Raw genomic sequence first — 9056 nt, forward strand, 5'->3', positions numbered from 1 at the left:
GCCTCAGCGTGAGCGTCTCAAACGCCGAGGTCGTTCTCGAACGAGCCCTCCTCCAGGCGCTCCTTGATCGCGACCAGGAAACGGGCTGCGTCGGCGCCGTCGACTGTGCGGTGGTCGTACGAGAGAGCGAGGTAGACGGTGGAGCGGATCGCGATGGCGTCTGCTCCGTCGACCTGAACGACGGCGGGCTTCTTGGTGACGATGCCTGTGCCGAGGATGGCCGTCTGCGGCAGGAACACCACGGGAGTGTCGAACAGAGCTCCACGCGACCCCGTGTTGGTCAGGGTGAACGTGCCACCGGCCAGCTCGTCGGGCTTGAGCTTGTTGTTGCGGGTGCGCTCCGCGAGGTCGCCGATCGTGGTGGCGATCTGCGCGAGCGTGAGCTCGGAGGCGTTCTTGAGGACCGGGGTCAGCAACCCGCGCTCGGTGTCGACAGCGATGCTGATGTTCTCGTGATCGGGGTAGACGATCGACTCTCCGTCGAGGGTCGAGTTGATCACGGGGTAGGCCTTCAGGGCCTCGGCGGCCGCGAGCGCGAAGAAGGGCAGGAAGGACAGTTTGGCGCCCGTCTTCTCCTGGAAGCTCTTCTTGACGGCGTCACGGAAGCGGGCGACGGCGGTGACGTCGACCTCGATCACCGAGGTGAGCTGAGCGCTGGTCTGCATCGACTCGACCGCTCGCTGCGCGAGCACCTTGCGCAGACGCGACATCGGCTGCGTCGTGCCGCGGAGGGGCGAGGTCTCGAGCGGGGTGCGGGCTGCCTTGGCGGCAGCGGCCGCGGGGGCAGACACGGGGGCGGCGGGAGCCGACTTCGCGGCTTCGACGGCGTCGAGGACATCCTGCTTACGGATGCGGCCACCGACTCCGGTGCCCGTCAGGGTCGAGAGGTCGATGCCGTTCTCGCCGGCGAGCTTGCGCACGAGCGGGGTGACGTATCCGGGGTTGGAGTCGGTGGCCTCCGGGGACGAGGCGGGAGCGGCGGCGGCCGGGGCGGGAGCCGACGGAGCCGGAGTCGATGCGACGGGAATCGACGGAGCCGGAGCAGCAGCCTCGGGGGCGGCGGGCTTCTCGGCGGCCGGGGCGGGTTCGGGCTCGGCCGGGGCGGGAGCCTCGGTGTCACTCTCGGCGTCGACCGACGCAGTCGCCTCTTCCGTGGGCTCGGTCTCGGCGGCCTGGACCTCAGGGGCCTCCTCGGCGGGAGCCTCGGGCTCGGACGCCGACGCGGCTCCAGAGCCGTCACCGATGCGAACCAGCTCGGCGCCGACCTCGACGGTCTCGTCCTCCTGGACGAGGATCTCCTCGATGACACCGGCGACGGGCGAAGGGATCTCGGTGTCGACCTTGTCGGTCGACACCTCGAGCAGGGGCTCGTCGACCTCGACGCGATCCCCGACGTTCTTCAGCCAGCGGGTGACCGTTCCTTCCGTGACACTCTCTCCGAGTGCCGGGAGGCTGACGGATTCGCTCATGAGCCTGTCTCCTTAAGACGCTTGTGTTTCGATGTCCAGCTTACTGATGCGGAAGCGGCGGGTCGCCGCACCGCAGTGGTTCTAGAGTCCGTGCAACGGCTTCCCGGCAAGAGCGAGGTGCGCCTCGCCGAGCGCCTCGTTCTGGGTGGGGTGCGCGTGCACGAGGGGGGCGACGTCCTCGGGATGCGCCTCCCAGTTCACGATGAGCTGCGCTTCGCCGATCAGCTCGCCGACCCTGGCGCCGACCATGTGCACACCGACGACGGGACCGCCCACGACGCGGACGACCTTGACGGATCCGGTGGTGCCGATGATCGTGCTGCGGGCATTGCCACCGAGCCCGTAGTCGTACGTGGCGACACGCTCGGCCCCGTACTCGGCGACAGCGCGGGCCTCGCTGAGCCCGACCGACGCCACCTCCGGGTCGCTGTAAGTCACCTTCGGGACGTTGATGTCCGAGACGACCTGCGGGGAGAGCCCGGCGATCTCCTCGGCGACGAAGATGCCCTGCTGGAAGCTCCGGTGCGCAAGCTGGAGGCCCGGCACGATGTCGCCTACCGCGTAGACGCCGGGCACGGAGGTCCGGAGCCGCTCCGTCGTCAGCACGTAACCGCGATCGACGGCGACGCCGACCTCTTCGAGACCGATGCCCGCGGTCACGGGACCACGCCCCACGGCGACGAGCAGCAGCTCGCCCTCGACCGAGGCGCCACTCTCGAGCGACACCGAGACACCGCTCTCGTCCTGGGCGACCGACGCGACACGCGAGCCGAGCTGGAAGGCGATGCCCCGACGACGGAAGGCGCGTTCGAGCTGCTTGCTCACGCTCTCGTCCTCGTTCGGCACCAGGTGCGGCAACGCCTCGACGATGGTGACCTCGGCTCCGAAGGAGCGCCAGACACTCGCGAACTCGACTCCGATCACTCCTCCGCCCAGCACCACGACCCGCGACGGGACGTGGTCGAGCTCGAGGGCCTGGTCGCTCGTGATCACGCGCCCGCCGATCTCCACCCCTGGGAGGGTGCGGGAGGCGGACCCGGTCGCCAGCACGACCGCGGAACCGTGCAGCACATGCTCGCCCACCGTCACCGTTCCGGGTGCGGTCAGCCGACCCTCACCGGTGACGACGGTGATCCCGCGGGACGAGACGAGGCTCTGGAGTCCTTTGTGCTTGCCCGCTACGACGCCCTCGCGATAGCGGGTGACGCCGGCCATATCGATGCCCGCGAGGCTCGAGAGCACGCCGTACTTCTCGCCGTCGCGGGCGCCGTCAGCGAGCTCAGCGGCGTGCAGGAGAGCCTTGGTCGGTACGCATCCGCGATGCAGACACGTTCCGCCGAGCTTGTCGCGCTCGACGAGCGCAACGCTCATCCCGAGCTGTGTCGCCCGCAGGGCCGCCGCGTACCCGCCGCTGCCACCTCCGAGCACGACCAGGTCGTAGCGCTCTTCCGACACCCAGTGACTCCCTCGCGACATGCGGTCCCGCTGCCTCGCCGAGCGGCTCCGACAGGGAGCATCCGGGCGGTGAGAGAGGGGGACGAGGCGGAATCTCCCGCCCCGTCGACCCTACTACGCGCTCGCGAAGCGCTCGGCCAGAACGATCAGCGCCCGGACCGAGACGCCGGTCGCCCCGGCGCCGGTGAAGCCGTAGCCGCTGCCGCCGTTGCTCGACGGGCCGGCGATGTCGAGGTGTGCCCAGGGGATCACGGTCGCCTCGTCGCCCTCGCCGCGCGTGCCGACGAACTCGCGGAGGAAGTGACCGGCCACGAGCATCCCCCCGGCCGTGTTGCCCGGCTTGACGTTCGCGATGTCGGCGACGTCGGAGTTGAGCAGCGGACGCAGCTCGGCCGGGAGCGGCATGTGCCAGAACGTCTCTCCCGCGGTGCGCGCAGCGTCGAGGACGCGCGCGACGAGCGCGTCGTCGCCGAGAGTGCCCACGGTGCGATTGCCGAGGGCGACCACGGAGGCTCCCGTCAGCGTCGCGACGTCGACGATCGCGTCAGGCTGCTCCTCGCTCGCGGCGACAAGGCCGTCGGCCAGCACCAGCCGGCCCTCGGCATCGGTGTTGAGCACCTCGACAGTGGTCCCGCCGCGCACGGTGAGCACGTCGTCCGGGCGGATCGCTGTGCCCGAGGGCAGGTTCTCCGCAACGCAGAGCCAGGCGGTCGCCCGCAACGGCAGGTTCAGCTCGGCGATCGCGCGGACCACGGCGTACACCGTCGCCGCACCGGCCATATCGGTCTTCATCCCGATCATCGAGGTGGGCGGCTTGAGCGAGAGTCCGCCGCTGTCGAAGGTGATGCCCTTGCCGACGAGGGCGAGGTGCGTGGTCGCGCCCTCGGGCGTATACGCGATCTTCACCAGGCGGGGTGGGCGCGAGGAGCCGCTGCCGACGCCGAGGATGCCGCCGAAACCCTCCTCCGCGAGTGCCTTCTCGTCCCAGACCGTGACCTCGAGGGGCAGGCCCTCGACGCCGTCCTGCACGGCCTCGGCCAGGGTCTGGGGGTAGAGGTGCGACGGGGGAGTGTTGACCAGATCCTTGACCGCCGACACCGCACGGCCGAGCACGAGCGCCCGGTCGAGTACCGCACTGTCGGCGGAGTCGCCGGCGCCGAGGAGGACGACGTGCTCTACAGGGGACTTCACGCCCGACGCGGTACTTCTCCGGAAAGCGGTGAAGGCGTACGACCCGAGCGCAGCCCCCTCCGCGACAGCGCCCAGAGTGCCGTCCGAGTCGCCAGTACGGAGGAAGTGCGAGGGCGACGGAGGCGGATCCCGCCAGCAGACGGACGGCCGCGCCCGCCGCCGAGCGCAGGCCCGCGTCGTCGGGCTCTGTCGACCCGAGACCGACGAGGACGACGACGCCCGCGCGGACCGACGAGGGCACGCGCACGAGCGAGTCGGCCGCTCCCGAGACACCGAGCGCCACGAGGGAGGAGGCCAGCTCCTCGAAGCCCTCCACGCCGACGAGCCGAGGGCCGTCCGCCCCAGGGGCGACGCCGAGGACGAGAGCGTCGGTGTCGATGTCGGAGGCCGGAACGGTCGAGTACTCGAGAGAGGAGAGGGGCATGGCGGCAATGCTAAGCGCTGTTCGCTGAGGGCTCAGCGGACCGGGCCGGGGCGGGCGCACCCCCGTCTAAACTGGGCGCCATGCTGGATCCGGAAGACCTGTTCGAGATCGAGGGCGACCTCTCCGAGATCCCGGGAGGACTGCACCTCGTCGCCGGGCTCACGGGCTCCGCCGACGCCGGCGGAGCCGTCGGGCAACTCGGCGAGTACCTGCTCGAGACGCTGGAGCACCGTCCCGTCGCCGTCTTCGACCAGGACCAGCTGCTCGACTACCGCGCCCGGCGACCCATCATCACCTTCGATCAGGACCACCTGACCGACTACCGCCCGGCGACGCTGAGGCTCTCTCTCGCCTACGACGAGCTGCATCAGCCCTTCCTCCTGCTCACAGGCTTCGAACCCGACTTCCAGTGGGAGCGGTTCACTCGCGCCGTCGTGTCGCTGCTCGACCGGCTCGACGTCGCTTCGACGACGTGGGTCCAGGCGATCCCCATGCCCGTCCCGCACACCCGGCCCGTCGGCGTCACGGTCAGCGGCAATCGCGAGGACCTGATCGAGGCGATGTCGGTCTGGAGACCGCACACCCAGGTGCCCGCGAACGTGCTGCACCTGCTCGAGCTGCGCCTCTATGAGCGCGGACTCGGCGTCGTGGGCTTCGCGCTGCTCATTCCGCACTACCTGTCCGACACGGAGTACCCGCAGGCCGCCGTCGCCGCACTCGAGAGCATCGCAGCAGCGACCGGGCTGATCTTCCCGACGGATCGTCTCAGGGAGGGCGGACGCCAGTTCCTCGGGAAGGTCGACGAGCAGGTGGCCGGCAACGAGGAGCTGCAGAAGCTCGTCGCCGCACTCGAAGCCCGGCACGACACCTACATGGAGGGGACCAGCCTCCGCTCGCCGCTCACCGACGAGGACGGCTTCGTGCCGAGCGCCGACGCCATCGCCGCCGAGCTCGAGAAGTTCCTTGCCATCCGTCGCCCGGGTGAGGAGCCCACCGCCCCGTGAGCGACCGCGCTCGGTAGGATCGGGCGAGTGCGAGATCGTCGGGCCTGGTTCGTCTTCGGCGCCGGGGCCTTCGCGTACCTCGTCGCCGTCCTCGACCGCACCACACTCGGTGTCGCCGGCGTCGATGCGGCTGAGCGGTTCGCAGTGACGGCGGCCGTCCTCTCGTCGCTGGCGGTCGTCCAACTGATCGTCTACGCGGCCATGCAGATCCCGGTGGGGATCCTGATCGACCGCTTCGGCCCTCGCACGCTCATCCTCAGCGGCACGGCTCTGATGATGGCGGGCCAGATCGTGGTGGCCGTGGCACCGAGCATCGGAGTCGCGATTCTCGGCCGCATCCTGCTGGGAGCGGGCGACGCCGCGATCTTCACCTCGGTGATCCGGCTCACCGTCACCTGGTTCAGCGGACCGATCGTGCCGCAGCTCTCGCAGTGGATCGGCAACATCGGCCAGGTCGGGCAGATCCTCTCGGCGCTGCCGTTCGCCGCGGTGCTGCACACGTCCGGCTGGACGCCCGCCTTCCTCTCCGCGGCGGGCCTGGGGGCGGTGGCGTTCCTCGCCGTTCTGCTGCTGATCAGCGACGTGCCTCCGCGGACAGAGCCGATCGTTCTCGTTCCGCCGACCCTGCGCGCGACCATCGCCCAGCTGGGCGTGAGCCTGAGACGGCCGGGGACGCAGCTCGGCTTCTGGTCCCACTTCGTCACGCAGTCCTCCGGCACGGTCTTCACCCTCCTCTGGGGGTACCCGTTCCTCGTCTACTCGATCGGGCTGTCCCCGGGCGTCGCTGCGCCGACGCTGACGATCGTCGTCGTGGCAGGCATCGTCGTGGGTCCAGTGCTCGGCGTCCTCACGGCCCGCCATCCGATGAGGCGCAGCAACCTCGTCCTGGGCATCGTCTCGGTGATGGCGATCGCGTGGACCGTTGTCCTGCTGTGGCCGGGGGTGCCGCCGTACTGGCTGGTCGTGCTGCTGCTGATCGTGGTGGGCGCCGGAGGGCCGGGATCGATGATCGGCTTCGACTTCGCCCGCACCTTCAATCCTTCTCGGAGTCTCGGCGCGGCCAACGGAGTCGTGAACGTCGGCGGTTTCCTGGCGAGCTTCACGATGATGTTCGCAATGGGTCTGATCCTGGACGCGCTCGCCGGTCCGGGCGCCTCCTCCGAGCAGACCTACTCCCTCGAGCACTTCCGGCTGGCGTGGTGTGTGCAGTACATCGTCATCGGAGCAGGAGTCGTCGGCCTCCTGATCGCACGCCGCCGCACGCGGCGCCGGTTGGCGGAGGACGAGGGAATAACGGTGGCCCCGCTCTGGGTTGCATGGAGTGACCGTCTGCGCCGCGGCCGCGCACGGCGCTGAGCGTCACCTGCGTCGTTCCACTCCCCGCAGACACCATGTCCCTTCGGATCCGCCCGGATCTCCGCGGAACGAGCCTCGCTCGCACCCGACCGCACGGCTGCACTACTCAGACGTGCAATAATTGTCAATAGGACCCGTTCGGGTCGAGGAGCACCAGGCCCACGACGGGCGTGTGAGGTCCTCGACTTGACATGGGTCCTCGTAATGCCCACCGACGGACGGCGCCCTCCCGGCGCCGCCGCCTCCGGGACGCAACGGATGGAGAGGTGCCGCCATGGCCACCAGAGCTACCAAGACAGCAACGCTCGACGCCGTCGACGACGACGTGACGACGACCGCCAAGAAGCCCGCAGGGCGCAAGCCCGCGGCCAAGACCACGGTGGCGAAGACCGCCGCAGCGAAGACCACGCGATCGCGCGCCACCACCAAGGCCGCCGCGGTCACCGAGGACGAGCCGACCGATGCGGTCGAGCCCGATGAGGCGGACGTCGACGAGGAGACCGAGGTCGTCGTCGAGGACACCGAGGCGGCGAAGGACGACACGGAGACGCCGGAGGTTCCCGCTGCTGCTGCGGCCGTCGCACCCGCGGAGCCGCTGCCGAGCGGTGCGCTGGTCCTCTCCTTCGGGGGCGAGGACGACGAGGTCCCGGTCTACTCGACCGCGATCACCGGCGCCACCGCCGATCCGGTCAAGGACTACCTGAAGCAGATCGGCAAGGTCGCGCTCCTCAACGCGGCTGAGGAGGTCGAGCTCGCGATGCGCATCGAGGCCGGCCTGTTCGCCGAGGACAAGCTCGCCAACTCGAGCGACCTCAGCCCGGAACTCGTGCGCGAGCTGCGCTGGGTCGCGAAGGACGGGCAGCGAGCCAAGAGCCACCTGCTCGGAGCGAACCTCCGGCTCGTGGTCAGCCTTGCCAAGCGCTACACGGGTCGCGGCATGCAGTTCCTCGACCTCATCCAGGAGGGCAACCTGGGCCTGATCCGTGCGGTCGAGAAGTTCGACTACACCAAGGGCTTCAAGTTCTCGACCTACGCGACGTGGTGGATCCGCCAGGCGATCACTCGCGCAATGGCCGACCAGGCCCGCACGATCCGCATCCCCGTGCACATGGTCGAGGTCATCAACAAGCTCGCCCGCGTGCAGCGTCAGATGCTGCAAGACCTGGGCCGCGAGCCCACGCCCGAGGAGCTCTCCCGCGAGCTCGACATGACCCCCGAGAAGGTCATCGAGGTGCAGAAGTACGGCCGTGAGCCGATCTCGCTGCACACCCCCCTGGGCGAAGACGGCGACAGCGAGTTCGGTGACCTGATCGAGGACACCGAGGCGGTCGTCCCGGCCGACGCCGTCGGCTTCACCATGCTGCAGAAGCAGCTGGAGTCGCTGCTCGACTCCCTCTCGGAGCGCGAGGCCGGCGTGATCCGCATGCGCTTCGGCCTGGGCGACGGTATGCCGAAGACACTGGACCAGATCGGCGACACCTTCGGCGTCACGCGCGAGCGGATCCGCCAGATCGAGTCCAAGACGATGGCGAAGCTCCGCCACCCGTCCCGATCGCAGTCGCTGCGCGACTACCTCGAGTAGGCCGGTGATCCGCTACGCGCCGGCGGTCCTCCTCGGGAGGGCCGCCAGGTTCGCTGCGCGAGTCCGGAAGCCCGGCGGTGGGTCCGCCGTACCCGGACTCGTGGTGAACCGCGTCGCACCCGGGTTCCTCCCCGCGGTGCTCAACGGCTTCCCTGAGGGTCTGGTCGTCGTGACGGGGTCAGCGGGGAAGTCGACGACGACGAAAATGCTCGTCGCCGTCCTGCGGGCGCACGGTCTGCGCGTCTTCACCAACCCGTCGACGGCGAACATCGCCCAGGGCCTCACCTCGGCACTGCTCGAGCGGGCCGATCTGCGCGGAGGCATCGACGCGGACATCGCCGTCCTCGAGATGGACGAGGGACACGGAGCCCGGCTCGCTCCACGGATGCGCCCCCGCGTCGTGCTCCTGACGAACGTGGTCGTGGATCAGATCGACCGCTTCTTCGACCCCGCGATGGTCGCGCGCATGCTCGCGACGATCGCGGGACGCGCCACCGGCCGCGTCGTGCTGAACGCCGACGACCGCCACGTCGCCGACATCGCTCGGGGACTCTCCGACGACCTGGGTCCGTTGG

General features: G+C 69.8%; 6 protein-coding genes and 1 pseudogene. 4 read left to right on the forward strand and 3 right to left on the reverse strand.

The genetic code is table 11. From position 1 onward, the window contains the following. Nucleotides 1–17 precede the first annotated feature (17 nt). The 3 genes and pseudogenes from sucB to ACH61_RS04630 form a co-directional block, all read right to left on the reverse strand. Complete coding sequence (gene sucB, locus ACH61_RS04620; protein WP_068209156.1) at nt 18–1469, reverse strand: 2-oxoglutarate dehydrogenase, E2 component, dihydrolipoamide succinyltransferase; 1452 nt, start codon at nt 1467–1469, stop codon at nt 18–20. A gap of 81 nt (nt 1470–1550) precedes the next feature. Continuing rightward, nucleotides 1551–2924, reverse strand: a complete 1374-nt coding sequence (lpdA, locus tag ACH61_RS04625) for a dihydrolipoyl dehydrogenase (RefSeq protein ID WP_068209158.1) — start codon at nt 2922–2924, stop codon at nt 1551–1553. 114 nt (nt 2925–3038) lie between these two features. Further along, nucleotides 3039–4539, reverse strand: a pseudogene (locus ACH61_RS04630) (leucyl aminopeptidase). An 80-nt stretch (nt 4540–4619) separates the two neighbouring features. Between ACH61_RS04630 and ACH61_RS04635 the strand changes: the two are divergent. The 4 genes from ACH61_RS04635 to ACH61_RS04650 form a co-directional block, all read left to right on the forward strand. Next, on the forward strand, nt 4620–5543 hold the full coding sequence (locus ACH61_RS04635) for a proteasome assembly chaperone family protein (RefSeq protein WP_068209161.1): 924 nt from the start codon (nt 4620–4622) through the stop codon (nt 5541–5543). A 27-nt stretch (nt 5544–5570) separates the two neighbouring features. Then, on the forward strand, nt 5571–6899 hold the full coding sequence (locus tag ACH61_RS04640) for an MFS transporter (RefSeq protein ID WP_068209164.1): 1329 nt from the start codon (nt 5571–5573) through the stop codon (nt 6897–6899). A 274-nt stretch (nt 6900–7173) separates the two neighbouring features. Then, complete coding sequence (locus ACH61_RS04645; RefSeq protein WP_068209168.1) at nt 7174–8481, forward strand: RNA polymerase sigma factor; 1308 nt, start codon at nt 7174–7176, stop codon at nt 8479–8481. A 103-nt stretch (nt 8482–8584) separates the two neighbouring features. Continuing rightward, the coding region (locus tag ACH61_RS04650) for a Mur ligase family protein (protein ID WP_269085053.1) at nt 8585–9056 on the forward strand (472 nt) is incomplete at its 3' end.

Origin of the sequence: Rathayibacter tanaceti (assembly GCF_001634385.1) — a bacterium.
GTDB classification, from domain to species: Bacteria; Actinomycetota; Actinomycetes; order Actinomycetales; family Microbacteriaceae; genus Rathayibacter; species Rathayibacter tanaceti.